Genomic DNA, 20,288 nt, shown 5'->3' with positions numbered 1-20,288 from the left:
AACCGCCGGGTCGCCGAAAACAGCCCAGGTCAGACGCGGTCATCGGTGGAGCGCCGGAACAGCAGCAGGCCGAGCACCGCGACCCCGGCCATCAGCAGGTCGGTCGGCACGACCGCGGCGGTGGGCGCGGCCGTGGACGCCAGGGCGGTCAGCAGGAGACCGCCGAGCCCGACCAGCGTGGCGGAGGCGACCATGTCGGAGACCTGCAGGGCCGCCGAGGTGAACCCGCGCTCGTGCTCCGGCGCCGCGCCCAGGGCCAGCACGTTGATCGACGGGAAGCCCAGCCCCATGCCCACGCCCGCCACGGCCCACAGCGCCGCCGCCGCCCACGGCCACCCCCACGGCGCCGCGACGACCACCATCGACGCCAGCCCGGCGGCCAGGACCGCGAACCCGACCCGGATCAGCGCGGTGCGCTGGACCTCGGGGCGCCGCCCCTGCCACGCCGAGGCCGCCGACCACCCGAGTGCCCCGGCGGTCAGTGGGAGGCCGGCGAGCGCGGGCGAGAAGCCGTGCACGGACGTGAGCGTCAGCGGCACGAACGCCTCGACGGAGAAGAAGGCCCCGGCGAAGAGTCCTCTGGCGAGGATGACCCTCGGCAGCCCGGGCGCGCCGCGCAGGGTTCCCTTGGGCAGCAACCGCCCCAGCGCGGGAACCAGCAGCGCGAGACCGGCGAGGCCGAGCCAGAGCGTGGCGGGCGACGGGTGCTGCGCGGCCCAGCTGACCGCCGGGATGCCGACGCCCGCCGCCACGGCCGCGAGCGGGATCCCCTTGCGCCGCACGGTGTCCGGATCGGGTGCGGGCACGGCGGGCACGGTGCGCAGCGCGGGCAGGAGCAGGACGACGCCCAGCAGCGCCAGCGGGACGAGCCCGAGGAACACCCACCGCCAGCCGAACCGCTCGGTGACCAGACCGGCGACCGTCGGCCCGACGATCGACGGGACGACCCACGCCGAGGCCGTGAGCCCGAAGACCGTCGGGCGCAGGCGTTCCGGGTAGACGGCGGCGATCAGCACGTAGATGGCGACGACCTCGCCGCCGAGCCCGAGCCCCTGGCAGGCCCGCGCGACCAGGAGCGCGGGCATCCCGGTCGCCGTGCCCGCGAGCACCAGGCCGAGGAGGAAGACGGTCGGCGCGACGAGCAGGACGACCCGGTAGCCCCAGCGGTCGCAGATCCACCCGCCCACCACCGTGGCCACGACGCTGGCGGAGAGGGCGGCGGTGAACGGCCAGGAGTAGAGGGCGCCGCCGCGCAGGTCGGCCAGCATGCTCGGCATGGCGGTGGACACGCCGAGCTGTTCGAAGGCGGCGATGGTGATGAGCAGCAGGATGCCCAGGGTGGTGGCCCGGTTCCGCCCGCTCCACAGCTGCCCTCGGGTGGTGTCGGGGGTGTCGGTGGTGGTCACAGCCGCCATCCTGCAAGTTCGAGTCCGGTGGAGGTCCAGCCCCACCAGGAAACCGGACGTTGTGACGCCTCGCACTCGAGTTTCCGGCGACCGGTGGCGGGGAGGCGTTCGCGGGGCCGGGTGAGCACCGGGCGAATTCGGCGGGTCCGAGCCTGGAAATGATCTTGGAAGGCGGCCGGGGGTGCGCGCCTCCGGCCCCCGATTTCCATTCCAGTGGCGTGGACCGACAGTCCCGGTCAAAGTTGATCATGCCTGTGGATAACCGGTGCGGACCGGTGAACCAAGGTGATGCGATCCGGTGGGCACGTTCCCCATTGCCATGGCCCCCGCGAAATGCGCTGAATGGAGGTACCCCAGTGGGAAGCGGAGAACGACGCGATCCGGTCGGCGCACTCAGCGCCCCGAGCGAAGCCGATACCGTTCCGCGCAAACGCGCGGAGCGGGCGCGACCGGGTTCGGTCGCACCCGCTCCGGCGAGCATCGCTACGCGGCGGTCTTGGGCTTCCTCCTGCGCGGTACCAACGGGGAGACCCGGCGGGTCTGGGTCGGGATGGTGACCCGGCCCAGCGCCGAGTTCACCGCCGCCTCGGCCAGCTCCGCCAACTGCGCGCGGTTGTCCGCGCGGCCCGGTGCCAGCTCGTCGAGCACCCGGACCTCCAGGACCAGGCCCTTGAGCCGCGCGGTCCGGCGCACCGATTCGATGATCGTCTCGGTGCCGATGAAGGCGGGGGCGGGCGTCTCGGGACCGTTCGCCACCCGGTACCGCAACGCGATGGGGCGGACCGGGACGCCGCCGTCGATCGCGGCCTGGAACAGGGCGGGCCGGAAGCGGCCCATCCCGCCCTGGCCGCACCAGGTGGTCCCCTCGGGACACACGTAGACGAGGGATCCGCCGCGCACGGCGGTGGCCACCGAGGCGACCGTGTCCGGCAGGGTCCGGAGCCGTTCCCGGTCCACGAACAGCGTCCCGGCGGCGGCGACCACCGGTCCGAGCACGGGCCAGGCGCGGATGTCCTGCTTGGCCAGCGCGCGCATCGGCCGGACGGCGTTGACCGCGGCGATGTCCAGCCAGGAGATGTGGTTGGCGACCACGAGCGCGCCGCGGCTGCGGCCCGCCCTCAGCTCGTCGGCTCCGGTGACGACGAGGCGGACGCCGACGGCCCGCAACAGCGTTCGGAAGATCGCCTTGGCGACGAACTCCCTGCCCCTGCGGCCGATCAGCGGCAGCAGCGGGGCGGACAGGGCGGCGGCCACCAGGACGGCGACGGCACCGCAGAGACGGAGGGCGGCGTGCAGTGGGCCGACGGTCGGCTCGTCGCCGGTGAGGCAGGACGGGCCGCAGGGTGACGTGGGCATCCAGGCGTGCGCCATGGTGTTCTACTCCCCCAGGAAGAACTTCAGATAGCGTTGGTCGACGTTGGCGAGGTCAAGCAGCACGAGGAAGTCGGCGACGCCGAAGTCGGCGTCGAGCGCGGGCGGGCCGCAGACCTTGGCGCCCAGCCGCAGGTATCCCTTGAGCAGCGGCGGGATCGCCGTGCGGGCGGGGGCAACGACCGACTCCGGGTCCCACGGCGTGCGCGGGTGCACGCGGCGGGAGTCGTCGCTGTAGTGCTTGGCGCGCACGGTCTGCCAGACGCCCGCGGCCAGCGCGCCGCCGTCGGCCAGCGGGACCGAGGCGCAGCCCGCGAGGAAACCGTGGCCGGACAGCAGCATGTAGCGCGCGATACCCGCCCACACCAGGCTGACCACGGAACCCGAGCGGTGGTCGGGGTGCACGCAGGAGCGACCGGTCTCCACCAGGGCGCCGCGGATGTCGGCGAGCGCGGAGAGGTCGAACTCCGTGTCGGAGTAGAGGGATCCGGCCTCGACGGCGCGTTCCGGCGGCAGCATCCGGTACGTGCCGACGATCTCGCCGGTGGCGTCCGCGCGCACCACGAGGTGGTCGCAGAACTCGTCGAACCGGTCGACGTCCACACCGGGGGTGGGGGTGTTGAGCTTGGCCCCCATCTCCTCGGCGAAGACCTGGTAGCGCAGTCTCTGCGCCGCCTCGACCACGTCGCCGTCGTGCGCGACGAGCAGGGAGTAGGCGGGTGCGTCGATACCGGGCTTCGCAGTGCTGAGCAGCACCTGGGCCTGCGTCATAGCTCAGGTTAAAACCACGTTGGCATCCGGTTCGTGCCCCATGTCGTGACGCATCGGTGGCAAGTGAGTGAATTGCCGGTTTGTGTGTTCGGTGTGTGGACCGAAGACGACAAATGGGGCGGTCCCCAGTGCGGGAACCGCCCCAGTGCGCCTACTGCGATCAGCCCTTGCGCTTGGTGACCTCGTCGGTCAGCACGGGCGCGACCGCGAACAGGTCGCCCACGACGCCGAAGTCGGCGATCTCGAAGATCGGCGCCTCGGCGTCCTTGTTCACCGCGACGATCGTCTTGGCGGTCTGCATGCCCGCGCGGTGCTGGATCGCGCCGGAGATGCCGAGCGCGACGTACAGCTGCGGGGACACCGTCTTGCCGGTCTGGCCGACCTGGAACTGCGCCGGGTAGTAGCCGGAGTCGACGGCCGCGCGGGACGCGCCGACCGCCGCGCCGAGCGCGTCGGCCAGCTTCTCCACGACCTCGAACTTCTCCGCCGACCCGACACCGCGGCCGCCGGAGACCACGACGGACGCCTCGGTCAGCTCGGGCCGGTCACCACCGACCACCGGCTCCTGGCCGGTGATCTTCGTGGCCTTGGCCGCGTCCACCTCGGGCACCTTGACCGACTCCTCGACCGCGGCACCGGGCGCCTGCACGGCCTCCACGCCGCCGGGGCGGACGGTGACGATCGGGGTGCCGCGGTTCACCTTGGCCTTGACGGTGAACGCGCCGCCGAAGATGGACTGCACGCCCACCACGTCGCCACCGGCGGACTCCACACCGACCGCCTCGATCAGCAGACCGGAGCCGGTGCGCACGGCCAGCCGACCGGCGACCTCCTTGCCCTCCGCGGTCGCGGGCACCAGCACCGCGGCCGGGGACGCCGCGCCGACCAGCACGGCCAGCACGTCGACCTTCGGGGTGACCAGGTAGCCGGGCACGTCGTCGGACTCGGCGACGTAGACCTTGGCGGCGCCGTAGGCGGCCAGCGACTCCTTGACCTTCGCGGCGGTGCCGGGGGCGGCGACCACGACGGCGGCGGGCTCGCCCAGCTCGCGGGCCGCGGTCAGCAGCTCGAAGGTGACCTTCTTGACCTCGCCGTCGACCTCGTCGACGAGAACCAGGACCTCGGACATCGTTCTCTCCTCCTCGCCGCTTCTCAGATGAGCTTCTGGCCGACCAGGAACTCGGCGATCTTCGCGCCGCCGTCCCCGGAGTCCTCGACCCTGGTGCCCGCCGAGCGCGGGGGCTTCGGGGTGGCCTCCAGCACCGAGGTGCTGGCACCGGCCAGGCCGACCTCGGCCGCGTCGATGCCCAGGTCGGCGACCGTGTAGGTCTCGACCGGCTTCTTCTTGGCGGCCATGATGCCCTTGAAGGACGGGTAGCGCGGCTCGTTGATCTTCTCGCCGACGCTGACCACCGCGGGCAGGCTCGCCCGCAGGTGGGTGAGACCGGTGTCGGTCTCGCGGACCACGGTGATCGTGGAGCCGTCGACGGTGACCTTGCGCGCGTGGGTGAGCTGCGGGTAGCCCAGCACCTCGGCCAGCATCGCGGGCACGGCGCCGCCGCGGCCGTCGGTGGCCTCGTTGCCCGCGATCACCAGGTCGACGCCGTCGACCTTGCCGATCGCGGCGGCCAGCACCCGCGTGGTCTGCAGCAGGCAGGCGCCGTGCAGCGCGGGGTCGCTGACGTGCACGGCCTTGTCCGCGCCCATGGACAGCGCCTTGCGGATCGCGTCCGTGGCCCGGTCGGGTCCGACGCTGAGCACGGTGACGTCGCCGCCGTGCGCCTCCTTGAGCAGCAGCGCCTCCTCGACGGCGCGCTCGTTGATCTCGTCGAGCACCGCGTCGGCGGACTCCCGGTCCAGGGTGTGGTCGGCGTCGGAGAGCTTGCGCTCCGAGTAGGTGTCTGGCACCTGCTTGACCAGGACAACGATGTTTGGCATGGGTCTTCTTCGACCTCCTGGGACGAGCACCGCGTGGCGGCCGACGAGGGTGTCGTCGGGCTTTGACGGCGATTTTCCTGCGGTTCCGCCGACCTTGCCATGCCGCGTGGCCACCCGGCACGGTGGGCTTTGCCACCGCTATGTTACTAGCCAGTAGCGCGTTGGCAATCGGGACCCCGCACGCGGGCGGGTGAGCGTGCTCACCGTGCTCGCGCGCGGGCGGTCGGAAGACGCCCGAAGGCCATCCCCCAGCAGTGGGGATGGCCTTCGAGAGGTGATGACCAGTGGCGCGCTGGTCGGATCACAACAGCCGGTAGGTGGCGGGCGGTCGGCTCACGCCGACGCCGGAAGCCACTTGGCCCGGCCCGGGGACGTGGGCACCCAGCAGCCCGCGACCGCGCCCGTGGCGCGGTCCTGGCCACCGAGCGACCCCGGCGTGCGGTCGTCCGGGAGGTCGATCATCTGGCGCAGCACCTCGGCCGCCCAGCCCTCGCGCCGCCACAGCCAGGAACTCGGGTTGAGCACGTCGTCCGCGTCCGCGGGCAGCCGGGTGGCGATGACCTCGTCCTCGGCGTGCAGCCGGACGACATCGATGACGTTGTGGTGGGCCCGCACGCCGACGACCGCGGCGATCTCGCCGCTGGGGTCGCGCGGGTGCAGGAACTCGAAGCCCCGGGACACGAGCTTGCGCAGGTAGGCCTCGGCCGCGTGCGCGGCGTCCGGGGTGGTGATGACGCCGCTCTTCACCGCGTTGGTGAACGACGCGATGACCGCGCCGGTGAAGACGAGCGCGGGACCCGTGGTGTTCTTGGAGTCGCGGATCGCGGTACGGGTGGCGTCCACCGGCGACACCTCGACGCAGTTGCCCACTGCGCCACTCCGGCTCCCCTTGCGCCAGCGCGCTCCGGGCACCGCGTCAGCCGCCATTCCGTTGCGAAACTCAGACACTGGACCTCGCCTTCGGCAGTCACTCAGTGCAGATGCATGTGCATTGGCAGTGACGACCGTAACACGATCCGGCGGCCCAGCAAATGCACGTGCATCCGAACGGGCCATTCGCACGGACGATTGCCCGTGCAATAGTGACGGAAGCAACCACTGGACGGGCGAACCACCGTCACCCACCAGTTCGGAGTCCCGGGGCGTGGCGGAAACCCGCGCGACCGACCGGTCGCGAAGGAGGCCCCGGTGCCGGGGTGGGCGCGGGAAAATTCCTGGAAGGTCGGACAACTCGCCGGGCGAGTCGTCAGATCTCCTCGCGGCGCTTGCTGAGCAGCTGGCGCGAGCGGCTGGGCGTCTCGGCGTCGACGGTGAGCCGGTCCACGACCCGGCTGTAGCGCTCGATCTCGTCCACGCGGTCGAGGAACAGCGCGCCGCCGAGGTGCTCGATGTAGACGATGTCGGGCAGCTCGGCCTCGTTGAACCGCAGCACGGTGAACGAGCCCTCGGCCGCGTAGCCGCTGAGCGGGTAGGGCACGACCTGCAGGGTGATGTTCGGCAGCCGGGTCAGCTCCAGCAGGTGGTCGATCTGCTCGCGCAGCACCCGCGGACCGCCGATAGGACGGTGCAGGACGGACTCGTCGATCACCGCCCACAGCTTCGGGGCGTCGGTGCGGTGCAGGACCTTCGAGCGGGACATGCGCAGCGAGACGCGGCGGTCCACCTCGTCCTCGTTCAGCTCCGGTCTGCCGTGCCCGGCGAGCATCCGCGCGTACTCCTCGGTCTGCAGCAGACCGGGCACGAACTGCAGTTCGTAGGTCTGGATGCGGGAGGCGGACTCCTCCAGACCGACGAAGTCGTTGAACCACGTCGGCATCAGGTCGCTGTAGCGGTGCCACCAGCCCGGCTCGTTGGACTGCTTGACCATCGCCAGGAACTGGGTGCGCTCGGTCTCGTCGTGCACGCCGTAGAGCGTCAGCAGGTCGGCGACGTCGCGTTCCTTGAACCCGACCCGGCCCAGCTCCATCCGGCTGATCTTCGACTCGGAACCCCGGATGTGGTACCCGGCGTCCGCCCGGGTGATGTCCAGGGCCTCGCGCAGCCTGCGCAACTGCGACCCCAGCACGATCCGCCGCGCGGTGGGCCCGGCGCCTTGCGCGCCGTCGCCTCGGTCCTCGGCCACGTCCAGTCCTCCCGCCACTGTGCACCGTCCAGCGCTGCCGGGGATCCGGGACCATCCGCACCGCGGACGGCCGCGAACCCGGTGTATCCCGGGTCTTGCCCGAACCCCTAGGGTGAGCGTACTCCTTGGGTGCGCACCGTCCATGATCCACGACGCTCTGTGAGGAACAATGGCGACCTCCTCCCCATACCCCTCCGAGCACGAGGTCCCCGCCTACATCGACACCTCGAAGGCGAGCATCGCCCGGGTCTACGACGCGTTCCTCAACGGCAAGGACAACTACGAGATCGACCGCGAGGTGCTGCACCGCGTGCAGCGGGTGGCACCGGAGGCGGCCCAGTTGGCCTTCGACAACCGGGAATTCCTCATCCGCGCCACCCGGTTCATCGCGCTGCAGACCGGTATCCGGCAGTACCTCGACTGCGGCTCCGGCCTGCCGACCGCCGAGAACACCCACCAGGTGGCCCAGCGCATCCGCCCCGACTCGACGGTGATCTACGTCGACAACGACCCCGTGGTGCTCGCGCACGGGCGGGCGCTGCTGGAGGAGAACGACCGCACGCACTTCATCGCCGAGGACATCTTCGAGCCGGAGGCCGTGCTGGACAACATGATCGTGCGCAAGAACCTGGACTTCGACGAGCCCATCGCGCTGTTCCAGTTCGGCACGATCCACCACTACGACGGCGCGCGCAGCCCGCGGGACATCATGACCACGTACATCGACGCGCTGCCCCCGGGCTCGATGGTCGGCATCACGCACTTCTTCGACCCGGAGACCTCCGACCACAGCCCGCTGGCCCGGCGCATGGAGGACGTCTTCCTGCACAGCCCGATGGGCACGGGGGTGTTCCGCACCATGGCGGAGATCGAGGGCATGTTCCCCGGTTTAGAGATGATCGAGCCGGGGGTCGTCCGATGTGCGGAGTGGTGGCCGGACGGTCCGCGGATCAAGCCGCTCGACGAGGTCCAGTACTGCATCGCGGGCGGGGTCGGCGTCAAGCGCTGACCCGCGGCGTACCGGCCGGTAGGTGACCGGCGGGCATCGGCTAGCGTGCCCGCGTGTCCACCGAAACGCCAGGCCTGCCGCTGACCGGCGAGCGCACCGTGCCCGGGATCGCGGAAGAGAACTACTGGTTCCGCAGGCACGAGGTCGCGTACGTCCACTTGGCGGAGCGCTGCGCGGACGCGGTCGTGTTGGAGGCGGGGTGCGGCGAGGGCTACGGCGCCGACCTCTTGGCCGCGCGGGCGTCTTTCGTGGTTGGGCTGGACTACGACGCGTTGACGGCGTCGCACGTCGGTAAGGCCTACCCGGATGTGAGGGTGGTTCGGGGGAATCTTGCCGGTCTGCCGTTGCGCACGGGATCTGTCGACGTAGTGGCGAACCTTCAGGTGATCGAGCACCTGTGGGACCAGGAGGGTTTTCTCGCGGAGTGCCGTCGGGTGCTGCGGCCGGGTGGCCTGTTGTTGGTGACCACGCCGAACCGGATCACCTTCTCCCCCGGGCGCGACACCCCGCTCAACCCGTTCCACACGCGGGAGCTGTCGGCGTCCGAACTCGACGGGTTGGTGCGGGACGCGGGGTTCGCGGTGGAGTTCCTCGGCGGGGTGCACCACGGTCCCGCGCTGCGGGAGGTGGATCGGCGCTTCGGCGGGTCGGTCGTCGACGCGCAGGTGGCGGTCGCGATGTCCGGGGGCGGGTGGCCCGAGGACCTGCTGGCGGCCGTGGCGGGAGTGCGGGTCGAGGACTTCGAGATCCACTCCGACGACGTGGACGCCAGCCTCGACCTCGTCGTGGTCGCGCGGGCATGAGCGAGCCGGTCGGCGGGTTCGCGCTCGTCCTGCACAGCCACCTTCCCTGGTTGCCGCACCACGGGACGTGGCCGGTCGGTGAGGAATGGCTCTACCAGGCTTGGGCGCACTCGTATTTGCCGCTCGTGGACCTCTTGCGTCGTTTCGCCGAAGAGGGCCGTCGGGACGTTCTTACGCTCGGCGTGACACCGGTGCTCGCGGCGCAGTTGGACGACCCGTACGCGTTGCGGGGTATGCACGACTGGCTGGGCAACTGGAACCTTCGGGCGCAGTACGCCGGTGTGCGTTGGCAGGGCGGGGATTCCCGGCTGCGGGAGGTCGCGGCGGCGGAGTATCGCGCGTCGGCCGCCGCGTTGACGGAGTTCGAGTCGCGGTGGCGTCACGGGTTCTCGCCGGTACTACGGCCGTTGGTGGACTCGGGCGTGGTGGAGCTGCTAGGTGGTCCGGCAACCCATCCGTTCCAACCGTTGTTGCACCCGCGATTGCGTGCTTTCGCTTTGCGCACGGGTCTTGAGGACACGGCGTTGCGCGTGGGGCACGCGCCTGAGGGGATTTGGGCGCCGGAGTGCGGTTACGCGCCGGGGATGGAGTACGGGTACGCAGCGGCGGGGGTGCGCAGATTCCTGGTGGATGGTCCGGCGTTGCACGGGGATACGGCGTTTGCGCGGCCCGTGGGCGATTCCGACGTGGTGTGCTTCGGGCGAGACCTTGAGGTCACCTATCGCGTGTGGTCTCCGAAGGCCGGTTATCCCGGGGATAGCGCCTACCGTGACTTCCACACCTACGACCACCCTTCGGGGCTCAAGCCGTCCCGGGTCACCGGGCGCGGTGTAGCACCGGAGGACAAGAAGCCGTACGAACCTGCTCTTGCGGCGGACGCGGTAAGACGGCACGCGCGGGACTTTGTGGACACGGTCGTCCGCAGACTGGGTGACCTAAGAGCCCAACATGGTCGTCCGGGCCTCGTAGTGTCGGCTTACGACACCGAGTTGTACGGGCATTGGTGGCACGAGGGGCCTGCGTGGCTATCCGAGGTGTTGACCGCGCTTCCCGAGGCCGGTGTGCGGGTGACGACGCTGCGGGGCGCGTTGGAGGCGGGTTACCTGGGTGGGCCGGTGGAGCTACCAGCGTCGTCTTGGGGTTCCGGCAAGGATTGGCGCGTGTGGGACGGGGTGCAGGTCGCGGACCTGGTCGACGCGGGCGCGGAGTTGCAGCGCGACCTGCTCGACCTGGTGGACTCCGTACCCGCCGGGGTCGGCCGGGACGTGGTGTTGGACCAGGCGGTCCGCGAGGCGATGCTGGCGCTGTCGAGCGACTGGGCTTTCATGGTCACCAAGGATTCCGCCGCCGACTACGCCCGTAGACGCGCCAAAGCCCACGGGGAGCGCTATGCCGAACTGGCCTGGGGGCTGCGCACCGGCGCGGACCGCGCCGCCCGCGCCGCGGACCTGCGCCGGGTGGACGGCCCGTTCGGCGCCCTCGACGCACGGGCGCTGCGTACCAGCGAGTAGGGTTGCCGCACCATGCGCGTGCTGATGTTGTCCTGGGAGTACCCGCCGGTGGTCGTCGGCGGCCTCGGCAGGCACGTGCACGCCGTCGCCCGGCACCTGGCCGCCCTGGGCCACGACGTGGTGGTGCTGTGCCGCCACGAGGCGGGCACGGACGCGGCGACCCACCCCACCGAGGACGCGGTCCACGACGGCGTGCGGGTCGTGCGGGTCGCCGAGGACCCGACGCACCTGGTCTTCGAGGAGGACCTGGTCGCCTGGACCCTGGCGATGGGCCACGCGATGATCAGGTCCGGCCTGGCCCTGCTGCGCGGCTGGCGCCCGGACGTCGTGCACGCGCACGACTGGCTCGTCACCCACCCGGCCATCGCGCTCGCCGAGCAGGCCGAGGTGCCCCTGGTGGCCACCCTGCACGCGACGGAGGCGGGCAGGCACAGCGGCTGGCTGTCGCACCCGCTCAACCACCAGGTGCACTCGGCGGAGTGGTGGCTGGCCAACCGGGCGGACGCGTTGATCACCTGCTCGTCGGCGATGCGCGCCGAAGCGGCCCACCTGTTCGACGTCGACCCGGCGGGCATCACCGTCATCCACAACGGCATCGAACCGCGCAACTGGCGGGTGACCGCCAGAGCGGTGCGCGCCGCACGGGAGTCCTACAGCCCGGACGGGTCCCCCCTGCTGCTGTTCTTCGGGCGCTTGGAGTGGGAGAAGGGCGTCCACGACCTGATCGCGGCCCTGGCGAAGGTCCGCCGATCACACCCGGGCACGCGCCTGGTGGTGGCGGGCAAGGGCTCGCAGACGACCGCGCTGGTCGAACTGGCCCGGAAGTCCCGGGTACGCCGCGCGATCGAGTTCGTCGGCCACCTGACGGACCGCGACCTGATCGCGGCCCTGTCAGCGGCCGACGCGGTGGTGCTGCCCAGCAGGTACGAGCCGTTCGGCATCGTCGCCCTGGAAGCCGCCGCCGCAGGCGCCCCCCTGGTCGCCTCAACCGCAGGCGGCCTGGGCGAGGTGGTCATCGAAAACGAAACCGGCCTCTCCTTCACCCCCGGCGACACAGACGCCATGACCACCGCCATCCGCCGAGTCCTGAACGACCCGGTCGCGGCCCGCAAACGAGCCCGAGCCGCCAAAACCCGCCTCCCCCTGGACTTCGACTGGACCCGAATCGCGGAACAGACAATCGAGGTCTACCAAGCGGCCACCGTCACCCCTCACCCACCACTGGGCCGCCCAAAAATCGCCACCGGCAACGCCTTCGCCTAACCGGTCCCCACCGCGGGGACCACCAACTGTTGCCCCTCGGGCCCAAAGGACGGCCCACCCACCTCTGAGGGCTGCTTGACCTCAAGGGGTCATCGCGCCACCGTGTTCGACCAGCAGTTCGTTCAGCTTCTCGACGGGTTTGTACCAATCCAGGGACCGCGTCAGCCGCTCCACCAGGGTCAGGATCTGCGATTCGCACGCGGATCCAAGAATGAGATCGCCCTCCCAGAAGCCGGGCACGGCACGGTCCTCGGCCCCTTTCGGGCGCTCGCCGATGTTGACCACGCCTACGATCAGGTCATGCCTGGGCCGCTTCGCCGACAGTGACACCCATTTCGCCCGGCCCGACCGCAGGGCCTTGTACATCACGGCCCGCAATCGCCTTTCCCCTGGACGCACAGAGTCTGGTAGACCGTCTCGTGGGACACGCGCATCTCCGGCTCGGCCGGGAACTCCACCCGTATCCTGGTCGCGATCTGCCGCGGAGACCACCGCTCGCTCAACCCGGCCACCACGTAATCCCGCAACCGGCCCGACCGTTCCAACCCCCTCGGTCACCTCACCGATCAGGGCACATAATTCCTTGACACAGCCTCGACCGAGGCCAGTGGCAGGATACACAGACACGGCCCGTTTTCGAGAATGATGCGTGGTAGCCGAATTCTCGCAAACGGGCCGCTGTCACACGCTTCGGGGTGATCATTGCGGGGCGTGAATAAGCCTCTGCGGACGAATCCCGGGCATGTGGATAACCCGCGATCAGAGAATCTTCGGCGCGGGCACGGGCACCGGAGATACCTAACTATGCCCGAGGGGGCCGGTCCTGCCGGGCGGGGTCAGGCCAGGTCGAGTCGGCTGCGCGTAACGGCCACCCGAGGCCACCACGGCACGATGGCCTCCGCTTCACGCAGCGCCGCTCGGGCGGCGGGGTTGTTCCCCGCCGCCATGTGCGCCCGCGCCAAGGTGGCCAGGTCGTCGGCTCGGCCGAGGCGGTCGTCGCTGCTGTCGGCGGAGAGGCGAGCGAGGGTGACGGCCTTGTCCGCGTTGCCGAGAAGGAGTTCCCGCAACGCGCGGGAGCCGTTGAGTTTGTGGGTGGGGTAACCGAGGGTTTCCGCGTTCTCGAGTGCCTGCGCGGCGGTGCCCAGTCCTAGTTCGGGTTCCAACTGGCCCGCCTCGACGGTCGCGTAGGCCAGCCCCGCGAGGGCTGCGAACGCAACGGCCGCCTCCTGCGGCGTCTGCTCGTGGTCCCCGGCCAACGTCATCGCAAGGAGCAGGGCCTCGGCGTATCTGCCCTGCGCCTGCAGCACCAGCACCCGCGCGGCCGTCGCGGTTCGCAACGTCGGGTATTCGTCCGCAATGCGTGCGGCGAGGTCGACGGCGTGCTCGATGTCGCCGTCCTGGATGGCGTCGACGGTGCTGGTGACCAACGGTGCCGCGTCCAGTTGCCGTGCCCGCACACCGGTCAGCCGGAGCAGGTGCAGCAGGAGCCACCCGGTCGACGTCGAGCCCGCCGTCTTCCGCGGGACGAGCGCGTAGCCGACGGTGGCCGCGCAGCCGACCGCGACCGCGGTGCCGAAGCCGTTGCGAGCGGTGCAGGCGAGAACCACGGCCGTCGCCGTCGCCGCCACACCGAGCACGGCCGAACTGAGCGCCGCACCCCACATGCGCAGCCGCGCCGGGGATTTGCCGGGCCCGACCGACACCGACAGCAGCAGCGGCAGCGCCCGCAGCACCACAACGCGGCGCGGGGTGGTCCAGTCGACGACGCGGGTGCCGACACCGATGACGACCTGGTGGACGCGGGCGCCGGTGATCAGCGCTCCGGCGAGGAGGCCGAGTTGCAGGGCCAGCAGACCGGCGAGCAGGCCCGTCAGCTCGCCGAGGGCGGCCACGGGGAGGGCGGGTGAACCGTGCAGGGGTACCACCACCGCGCACACGGCCGCGGTCAGCAGGATGAGGGGGTGGCGCACAATTCGGAGGAGCCGCACGAGCAACAGACGCTACGCCAGGGTGCCGGGTTCCCCTTCCCGGTTGCCACGATCGAGTCGTGTTCCCGCAGGTAGTCTCGTGGGGTGTTCACCAAGGTCTGCGGTCTGCGCACCCCCTCGGACGTCGCGGTCGCCGTCGCCGCCGGAGCCGACGCGGTGGGTTTCGTGTTCGCCGAGAGCGCCCGCAAGGTGACGGTCGACCAGGCCCGCGCACTGGCCGCGGAAGTCCCCCCGACCGTGCTGACGGTAGGGGTCTTCGCGGGCATCCCCGCCGAAACCGCGGCCTCGATGACCCAGGACGCAGGCCTCGCGGCCATCCAACTCCACGGCGACTACCCCCGAGAGTCCTTCGCCGCCCTGGCGGACCTCCCGGTCAAGCTCATCCGCGCAACCGCCCTCGGCCCGGAGACCGAGTTGGCGACGGGCGCGTGGGGCGAGGACCTCCTCCTGCTCGACTCCCCGGTCGCGGGCTCGGGCGAACGCTGGAACCTGTCCACATTGGACAACCGACGACCGACCGGCGACTGGCTCCTGGCAGGCGGCCTCACCCCCGACAACGTCGCCACCGCCATCGCCGCCGCCCACCCCTGGGGCGTCGACGTGTCCTCCGGCGTCGAGTCGAGCCGTGGGGTGAAGGACCCGGACCTGATCCGAGCGTTCCTCAGCGCGGCCCGCGCCGCGCCCTGACCGCGAACACCATCGGAGTCGGGGATCCCCCCTCGGCGAACCGCTCGACGGCGAGACCGGCGTCGAGGAAGGCGTGCAGGAGTTCGGGCATCGACCAGTGCGCCGCACCGACCTTGTCGCGGAGCCCCTGGTCGGTCCACGAGTCCGTGGTCCAGTGACGATCAAGGTAACCACGCCGAACCACGACGGCTTCCGGGTCCGCGCGATCGGCGAACCCACCGCAGAAGCAGGGATGAACACCGACGTGCACCAGCACACCACCGGGCTCGAGCACCCTGGCCGCTTCCTGGATGATGTCGGGGTAGCCGGGCATATCGGTGTGCACCATGACGGAGACGACAGCCGGAATACCGCTGTCCCGAAAGGGAAGCCGCTTGGCATCGGCCAACGCGACAGGCAGGCGCAGCAGAGCGTGCCCGAGCATGCCGACGGAGAGATCAACACCGACCGGCACCCACCCAAGCTCCCGAACAACGTGCGCGTTGATGCCCGTGCCACAGCCGATCTCCAGGCAGACACCCACACCCTCGCCCAGCAGCTGACGGATGGTCCGATCGATGTCGAGCGGATCCCGCCCAGGCGCCCCCAGCGGGAGGCGTCTGCTGGTGAGGAACTGGTTCTCGTACCAATCCGCGATCTCGTCATAAGCCGCCATACCCCCAGTGCACCGACAGCCGACCACCCGCGCCACATGTTCAGCGCAGAGCCGAACCCCACATCCCCAACACCAGGTCCACCCCACCAACCACCGCCCGGCCGTGAGGCAACACAAGCCCACCCCCCACCAGCCACCCCCACAACCGCCGCAGGATCCCAGCCCCACTCAACGCGACATGTCCCCGCCGCAGCTCCAGGCCGTTCTGTTCCTTCCCGGACCGCCCCCGCGACCGCCGCAGAAGCCCAACCCGCCTCCCAGCGCAACGTGTTCCCGTCACCGAGTCCGAGCTGTTCCGTTCCTTCCCGGACCGCCCCCGCGACCGCCGCAGAAGCCCAACCCACCCCTCAACGCAACGTGTTCCCGCCACCCAGTCCAGCGGTTCCGTTCCTCCCCGGACCCACCCCTCAACCGCCGCTTGAGCCCAAGCCCCCACCAGAACGCAACGCGCCCCCGCTATACGCCTTGATTGGGTGGACTTGCTTTGCGTGGGGGGACGGACCTGCCAAGCTATCTCGCAGGTGGGGTGGGCTTGCCCCTCCCCACCGCTCTTCCCCACCGCAGGTCCGTAGGGGCCCCGCGCAAAGCAAGTTCACCCAATCGAGGACGCCCATGATTTTCGCGTGGGGCCGGACCGATCAACCCAGCAGACCCGCCAAGCCGCACTCCGCGACCATGAAGACGGTCAACGCACGCCTCCGGCCCCCAATGCCAATTCTAGCCAAGGGGACCAACAGTTCCGAGCGAAGACGATCAAGCCTGTGGACAACCCCCGCAAGCGTTTGCTAAGGGATCGCGGGTGTCCCACCCTCCCGAACCGGTAAGCCCGCCGCCTTCCAAGCCCGAAACCCACCAACCAAATCAGTCGCGTGTGCCAAGCCGAGCCGCTGGAGGTCACGGGCGGCCAGCGACGAGGCGTAGCCCTCGTTGCAGAGGACCACTACCGGAGTGTCCCTGGTGAATCCACCAATCCGGTGGCTGCCCCCCGGATCCAGCCGCCACTCCAGGTGGATCCGTTCGATCGGGACGGCGTCCGGGATCTCTCCTTCCGCAGCCCGGTTGGCGATCGGGCGGATGTCGACGAGCAGCGCTCCCCCCTCCTGCAACCGCAGGGCCGCGTGGGGGTCCACTCGGGTCAGCGTGGACCTGGCGTCCGCCAAGAGATCATCAACGGCGCTCATCGGGGGAGTCGCTGGATCGGGAGGGCCGGGATCTCGTCCGGCACGTCACGCAGGCTGGCGTAGTTGCGCGTGGGAACCAACGGCGGCGAATACGCGTGCACGCTGGCCGACTGGGCTCGGCTCAGGTTCTGCACGATGTGCGCCCGTCCCTGTCCGAAGCCGATCGAGTCGCCTGGGCTGTGCAGGGAGTTGCGGATCGGGCCCGCCGGGTAGCGGTAGGTCTCCGCCAGTTCGCCCAGCAGGACCGTGAACGAACCGGACGCCCCGCCGTGGTCGTGCGGGGCCGTGCCCTGGCCGGGCAGCCACGAGAGCAGCCAGACCTCCACCTCGTCGGTCAGCGCCAGTCGGGTCCACCAGCGCTGCGGGCTGGCGAACCGCACGACGTCGAGCAGGCGGGGGGCGTGGTCGGTGACTATCGACGACGTCAGGTCGCGCAGTTCCCGTGGTGTCCACAGTGGATCACGTGGGGCGATCAGCTCGCCCAGCGCCTCCTGGTCGAACCGGGGGTGTACCTCGACGTCGAAGACCGGGGTGCTCATGACTTCTCCTCGTTCGGGTGTCAGCGGGTGACAGGTGAACGCGGCGCGGCATGGCGTCAGGTTTGAGCCGTGCGGCGGCGCGTGGGCCTACAGCCGCACGACGCCACCAGCAGGAGATCGATCGTGCGGTCGCACCAGAACAGCAACGGGAACAGCGACCGGGTCACGACGCGATCGTGGCACGGGCCAAGCGGCCCGGCCACGTGTCTCACGGATTGATACGTGGTGCGCGCAACAGCAGCAGGGTGCGGCCGGGCAGCACGATCCGCTTGCCTGGGGGAAGGGGGTCCGCGTCCTTCGGGACGCCCCGCGCGGTGCCGCTGTCCAGCACCGGGATGTACCTGCGGCCGTAACGGTCACCTGGTAGCGCGACCTCGGCGTTGTCGGCGCCCGCGTGCAGCAGCAACAGCCACGAGTCGTCCGCGACCAGTTCGCCCTCGCGGTTGCGGGACAGGCACTCGGAGCCGTCGATCCACATGCCGATGGTGCGGCGGCCCTCGTCGAACCAGTCGCCCTCGACCATCGGTTCGCCGTCGGGCCGGAACCAGACCAGGTCCGGTTCGCCGGAGCGGGTGGGGCGGCCGTCGAAGAACTGCGGTTGGCGCAGCGCGGGCGAGTCGGCGCGCAGGGCGATCAACCTGCGGGTGAACGCCAGCAGGTCGTCGCCGCGCTTGTCGGCGCACCAGTCCACCCATGACGTCTGGTTGTCGAGGCAGTACGCGTTGTTGTTGCCGTGCTGGGTGCGCCACCGCTCGTCACCGGCGACCAGCATCGGCGTGCCGGTGGACAGCAGCAGCGTGCCGAGCAGGTTGCGGGCCTGCCGATCGCGCAGCGCCAGCACCCCCGGGTCACCGGTCTCGCCCTCGATGCCGCAGTTCCACGAGCGGTTGTCGTTGGTGCCGTCGGCGCCGTGCTCGCCGTTCTCGTGGTTGTGCTTGTGGTCGTAGGACACCAGGTCGCGCAGGGTGAACCCGTCGTGCGCGGTGACGAAGTTGACCGACGACCACGGCCGCCTGCCCGCGTACAGGTCCGACGAGCCCGACAGCCGGTACGCCAGGTCGCGCAGGCCGGTGGCGCCGCGCCAGAAGTCGCGGACGCCGTCGCGGAAGCGCCCGTTCCACTCCGCCCACTGCACGCCGAACCCGCCGACCCGGTAGCCCTCCCCCGTCGCGTCCCACGGCTCGGCGATCAGCTTGAGCTTGGCCAGCACCGGGTCGCTGGTGATCGCGGTCAGCAGCGCGGCGTTCGGGTCGAACCCGCCGCCGCCGGGCCTGCCCAGCGCGCTGGCCAGGTCGAGGCGGAACCCGTCGACGCCCAGCTCGGCGGCGAAGTAGCGCATCGAGTCGGTGACCAGCCGCACCACGGTCGGCGAGCCGGGGTCGAGGGTGTTGCCGCAGCCGGTGAGGTCGATGTCGCGGCCGTTGCCGTCGATCAGGTAGTAGGCGGGCGCGTCGAACCCGCGCATGGACAGCGTCGGACCGGCGACCCCACCCTCGCAGGTGTGGTTGTAGACCACGTCGAGGATGACCTCGATGCCGACCGCGTGCAGCGCGGCGACCATCGTGCGGAACTCCTCGACCTCGTGGCCGGGGCGGCTGGCGTAGCCCGCGTGCGGCGCGAGGTAGCCCAGGGTCGAGTAGCCCCAGTAGTTGTGCCGACCGGAGCGCAGCAGCATCGGCTCGTCGGCGTGGGTGTGCACGGGCAGCAGCTCGACGGCGGTCACCCCGAGCCGGACCAGGTGCTCGACGACGGCCGGGTGCGCCAGGCCCAGGTAGGTGCCGCGCAGGTGCTTGGGCACGTCGGGGTGCAGCTTGGTGAACCCGCGCACGTGCAGCTCGTAGACGACGGTCTCCTCGAACGGCACGTCCGGCCGGGCGCCGGTGTCGGGTCCACCCGGTGAGGTGACCACCGACAGGGGGACGGAGCCGAGGGAGTCGATCCGCGAGGGAGCGCCGGTCATCGGGTCGCCCCGGTAGCCGCGGGTGGCGCCGAGGTCGGTGACCGCGCCCGCGATGCGCCGCGCGTACGGGTCGACCAGCAGCTTGGTGGGGTTGCAGCGCAGGCCGCGGCCCGGGTCGTACGGGCCGTGCACGCGGTAGCCGTAGCGCTGGCCGGGGGTGACGCCCGGGATGACGCTGTGCCAGATGCCGAAGGTGCGCTCGGTCAGCTCGATCCGCTGCTCCACGGGTTCGCCGTGGTCGCCGTCGGAGATCAGGCACAGCTCCACCGCGTCCGCGGCGGACGAGGCCACGGCGAAGCGCACGCCCCCCGCCTCGGGGTGGGCGCCGAGCGGGAACGGGTGTCCGGGGCGTGGGGCTGTGTGCGGCACCCGTCCATCCTGTACCAGAGTGCCGACACGATCGAGGCAACCGGCCCGGCGAAGATCGATTGACCCCCGTTCGTCAGAGCCGGAAGGTGTGGTTTTCGAAGGATTCGTCGTCGTCCGGCGGCGGAACCGGGGCCGGACGGGGCCGCTGAACCGGTTCCGTGTCCCCGGACGGCCGAGCCGAGGCCACCATCCGGGTGAACAACGCCTGGTGCGCGGCCCAGCCCCGGCTCGACGGGCTCGCCAGGGTCAGCAGCAGCATCCGCCCCGACGCGGGATCCGGGATGAACGCCTGCAACTGCACCACCGCGGGCCTGCCCTCCCGCGCCTGCTCGACGCCCGGCACCCGCTGCGCCACCACCGCGGGTCCCACGGCGCTCTCGACCACGACGGTCTCCCGCACGTCCGGGCCGCCGGTCTCCTCGACGGAGTCGCGCACCCGGTCGGCGGTCTCGAGGTCCCAGGTGGGCGGCACGGCCAGGGCGACGCCGGTCAGCAGGGCCGGGTCGGCGCCCTCCGGGGTGACCACGGCCATCAGCACCGCGCCCTCGCGCAGCGCCGCGTCCACGCCCTCGGCGGCCAGCGCCTCCAGGTCCGCCGCGGCGCCCGCCGGGACGTCGCGCAGGTCGCCGATGACGCCCGCGAACTCGGCGACGGCCCGGTCGGGGTCGTCCAGCGGCAGCGGGCGGACCGCGTCCGGCAGGTCCAGCCTCATCGG

19 protein-coding genes are annotated in these 20,288 nt (G+C 71.0%); 5 read left to right on the top strand and 14 right to left on the bottom strand.

Translation table 11 applies throughout. The features are described 5' to 3' along the window. Positions 1-29: 29 nt before the first annotated feature. From CLV40_RS34500 to CLV40_RS34470, 7 genes are all read right to left on the bottom strand, one after another. Positions 30-1,415 carry an MFS transporter gene (locus CLV40_RS34500; RefSeq protein WP_104483228.1) on the bottom strand — a complete coding sequence of 462 codons (1,386 nt, stop codon included), beginning with the start codon at positions 1,413-1,415 and terminating at the stop codon, positions 30-32. 474 nt (positions 1,416-1,889) lie between these two features. Further along, complete coding sequence (locus CLV40_RS34495) at positions 1,890-2,777, bottom strand: lysophospholipid acyltransferase family protein (RefSeq protein WP_104483227.1); 888 nt, start codon at positions 2,775-2,777, stop codon at positions 1,890-1,892. Between the two features lie 6 nt (positions 2,778-2,783). Beyond that, entirely contained in the window at positions 2,784-3,548 is a 765-nt protein-coding gene (locus tag CLV40_RS34490; protein ID WP_104483226.1) for a GNAT family N-acetyltransferase, read from the bottom strand. Between the two features lie 160 nt (positions 3,549-3,708). Next, entirely contained in the window at positions 3,709-4,677 is a 969-nt protein-coding gene (locus tag CLV40_RS34485; RefSeq protein ID WP_104483225.1) for an electron transfer flavoprotein subunit alpha/FixB family protein, read from the bottom strand. Positions 4,678-4,700: 23 nt separating this feature from the next. Beyond that, entirely contained in the window at positions 4,701-5,486 is a 786-nt protein-coding gene (locus tag CLV40_RS34480; protein ID WP_104483224.1) for an electron transfer flavoprotein subunit beta/FixA family protein, read from the bottom strand. Between the two features lie 333 nt (positions 5,487-5,819). Next, positions 5,820-6,413 (bottom strand): DUF397 domain-containing protein, encoded by a 594-nt coding sequence (locus tag CLV40_RS34475; RefSeq protein WP_104483223.1) that lies wholly within the window; start codon positions 6,411-6,413, stop codon positions 5,820-5,822. Between the two features lie 319 nt (positions 6,414-6,732). Continuing rightward, positions 6,733-7,608, bottom strand: a complete 876-nt coding sequence (locus CLV40_RS34470; protein WP_245931758.1) for a helix-turn-helix domain-containing protein — start codon at positions 7,606-7,608, stop codon at positions 6,733-6,735. A 169-nt stretch (positions 7,609-7,777) separates the two neighbouring features. Between CLV40_RS34470 and CLV40_RS34465 the strand changes: the two genes are divergently transcribed. From CLV40_RS34465 to CLV40_RS34450, 4 genes are read left to right on the top strand one after another with little or no spacing between them, the layout of a single operon-like run. Next, a complete protein-coding gene (locus tag CLV40_RS34465; RefSeq protein WP_104483221.1) occupies positions 7,778-8,617 on the top strand; it encodes an SAM-dependent methyltransferase in 840 nt (279 codons plus the stop codon). Between the two features lie 53 nt (positions 8,618-8,670). Beyond that, positions 8,671-9,420, top strand: a complete 750-nt coding sequence (locus tag CLV40_RS34460; protein WP_181043925.1) for a class I SAM-dependent methyltransferase — start codon at positions 8,671-8,673, stop codon at positions 9,418-9,420. Beyond that, positions 9,417-10,931: a 1,4-alpha-glucan branching protein domain-containing protein gene (locus CLV40_RS34455; RefSeq protein ID WP_104483220.1), complete on the top strand. Its 1,515-nt coding sequence runs from the start codon at positions 9,417-9,419 to the stop codon at positions 10,929-10,931. The genes CLV40_RS34460 and CLV40_RS34455 overlap by 4 nt, the downstream gene beginning before the upstream one ends. Before the next feature lie 12 nt (positions 10,932-10,943). Beyond that, complete coding sequence (locus CLV40_RS34450; RefSeq protein ID WP_104483219.1) at positions 10,944-12,194, top strand: glycosyltransferase family 4 protein; 1,251 nt, start codon at positions 10,944-10,946, stop codon at positions 12,192-12,194. Between the two features lie 81 nt (positions 12,195-12,275). Here the strand turns inward: CLV40_RS34450 and CLV40_RS34445 are convergent, their stop codons facing one another. Further along, positions 12,276-12,563, bottom strand: coding sequence for a hypothetical protein (locus CLV40_RS34445; RefSeq protein WP_146108384.1), 288 nt, complete (start codon positions 12,561-12,563; stop codon positions 12,276-12,278). A gap of 467 nt (positions 12,564-13,030) precedes the next feature. Then, the gene (locus tag CLV40_RS34435) at positions 13,031-14,164 is read right to left on the bottom strand and encodes a hypothetical protein (RefSeq protein WP_104483216.1); all 1,134 of its coding nucleotides are present in this window, start codon (positions 14,162-14,164) and stop codon (positions 13,031-13,033) included. Between the two features lie 102 nt (positions 14,165-14,266). On the opposite strand from CLV40_RS34435, the gene CLV40_RS34430 reads away from it, so the two are divergent. Next, complete coding sequence (locus CLV40_RS34430) at positions 14,267-14,869, top strand: phosphoribosylanthranilate isomerase (protein ID WP_104483215.1); 603 nt, start codon at positions 14,267-14,269, stop codon at positions 14,867-14,869. Here CLV40_RS34430 and CLV40_RS34425 read toward each other — a convergent pair. The 5 genes from CLV40_RS34425 to CLV40_RS34405 form a co-directional block, all read right to left on the bottom strand. Continuing rightward, on the bottom strand, positions 14,844-15,524 hold the full coding sequence (locus CLV40_RS34425; protein WP_104483214.1) for a class I SAM-dependent methyltransferase: 681 nt from the start codon (positions 15,522-15,524) through the stop codon (positions 14,844-14,846). The two genes, CLV40_RS34430 and CLV40_RS34425, sit on opposite strands and share 26 nt — an antisense overlap. Before the next feature lie 785 nt (positions 15,525-16,309). Continuing rightward, complete coding sequence (locus CLV40_RS34420; RefSeq protein WP_104483213.1) at positions 16,310-16,705, bottom strand: rhodanese-like domain-containing protein; 396 nt, start codon at positions 16,703-16,705, stop codon at positions 16,310-16,312. Next, on the bottom strand, positions 16,702-17,244 hold the full coding sequence (locus CLV40_RS34415; RefSeq protein ID WP_104483212.1) for a cysteine dioxygenase: 543 nt from the start codon (positions 17,242-17,244) through the stop codon (positions 16,702-16,704). The genes CLV40_RS34420 and CLV40_RS34415 overlap by 4 nt, the downstream gene beginning before the upstream one ends. A 208-nt stretch (positions 17,245-17,452) precedes the next feature. Beyond that, the gene (gene glgX / locus CLV40_RS34410) at positions 17,453-19,573 is read right to left on the bottom strand and encodes a glycogen debranching protein GlgX (protein ID WP_104483211.1); all 2,121 of its coding nucleotides are present in this window, start codon (positions 19,571-19,573) and stop codon (positions 17,453-17,455) included. 73 nt (positions 19,574-19,646) lie between these two features. Next, positions 19,647-20,285, bottom strand: coding sequence for a hypothetical protein (locus tag CLV40_RS34405; protein ID WP_104483210.1), 639 nt, complete (start codon positions 20,283-20,285; stop codon positions 19,647-19,649). Between the last annotated feature and the right edge of the window lie 3 nt (positions 20,286-20,288).

Origin of the sequence: Actinokineospora auranticolor, from assembly GCF_002934265.1 — a bacterium.
In the GTDB taxonomy this organism is placed as follows: Bacteria; Actinomycetota; Actinomycetes; order Mycobacteriales; family Pseudonocardiaceae; genus Actinokineospora; species Actinokineospora auranticolor.
The sequence above is the reverse complement of the archived record's forward strand: the minus strand, read 5'-3'. Positions and strand labels throughout refer to the sequence as shown.